A 1,449-nucleotide genomic window follows, 5' to 3' on the forward strand; every position below is an offset into this window, starting at 1 on the left:
TCGGGGTAGACCAATTCAAATTTCAGTCCCGCGTTTTCAACAAGAGCGTTGTTTTGCTTGGTATCAAAGGAAATATCGACGACTAGTTGTGCGATGGGAGCGGATTTCTGCCTGCTTTAACGCTTTTGTTTCTCTAGCCACAATTCATATTTGGATGAATCGGATTTTATTAGTGGGATAGGTTCGTCGATGAAAATGCTTTAGGTATCAAACGAATGACCCCTGAACAAACATTAGAATTACTTCGGTAATACGCCAGCTAGAACTAACTCTTCAGATGGTTGTTGGTTTAGAAAACAAAAGCGTAGACGGTTGCGGCTTATCGTAGACATCGTCTGTCAGCTTTGATAACTCTAAAGCGGTCACAAAAAAACTCTTACCTTAACTCGCTTTATTCCACTTCAAAAATAAAAACCTCGTGATCAAAGTGAGACGAGGTTAATAACCAAAACTGTCCTTGCAAGTTAATGTACTGCATATAACAGCATATTTGATACTTCTTTAGATGGATAAATGGTGGTCTAACCTGCTACAAAGTTACAAGTTATACTTCGTTGCTTAGTAAACCAATTTAACAACTGCTCACATATTTCTTGAGACAAAGGTGGTTAATTCTTGGAGCAGCTTGTTACAGACATCAGTAAAAGCCTCATCCCGTTCAAGAGATGAGGCTTTGTGGAAATTCTACTTTATACTGCAACTGAAAGCATAAAGCAACTAACATCCTAGGAGATACTCCTTTGGATAGAAGGAACAACAGTATACCTTTTCAAAGAGTGATAAATAATACAAAAGTATTAGCCACATCTAAAAACAATAACCCTAATAAGGCTGCGCCTTGGGTCGGTGAAAATGCATTCGTACTAAACAAATGAACTCTCAAGAAACATCGGAATTACTTGCTGCTTTAATGCGTCAAGAAGAATTGCTCAAGCAACTGGTCGCTTCAATCAATAAGCCCAAGTTGGGACTCCACAATGATGCTGGTAATTGCAGGATCTACTGCGTGCGATTCGTCACTAACTGAATCTCGGTAAACAGCCCGTAAATAAGTTAGTCAGCTTCGTTGTACTGTCAACAAGTTGAGCTTCGGACAGGATGAAGGTGAAAGCCCTTCCCCTCAAACTCAGATGTGACTCCTTATCTGCCCACACTGAGTAAGCTCGGAATCTTACAGGGTGAAGCTGGGAACAGGGCGCAATCAGACGGCTGTTATGGGCTGACACTGGCGCTAACAGGGAGTGTACAAGGTGAAATAGAACCTAGAAAAACAACCCAATCTTGAGCAGGGCATAACACAAAAACCCCTGACTTCGTTAGAGCAATACTCCGGACAATTTTGAGTTGAGGGAATAGACAAGAAAACTATCGAACCATTAAGGTGCTGATTAGAACAAACAAGCACCGACTCGATAGCCATATGGAAATTGTACAAAGCTTACTGACCAA

The 1,449-nt window shown here is 40.9% G+C and carries 1 pseudogene; it reads left to right on the forward strand.

What is annotated here, in order from left to right:
• Nucleotides 1-181, forward strand: a pseudogene (locus tag FNW02_RS38135) (transposase); the annotation flags it as partial.
• Between the last annotated feature and the right edge of the window lie 1,268 nt (nucleotides 182-1,449).

Source organism: Komarekiella delphini-convector SJRDD-AB1 (assembly GCF_014831675.1).
Taxonomy (GTDB): Bacteria; Cyanobacteriota; Cyanobacteriia; order Cyanobacteriales; family Nostocaceae; genus Komarekiella.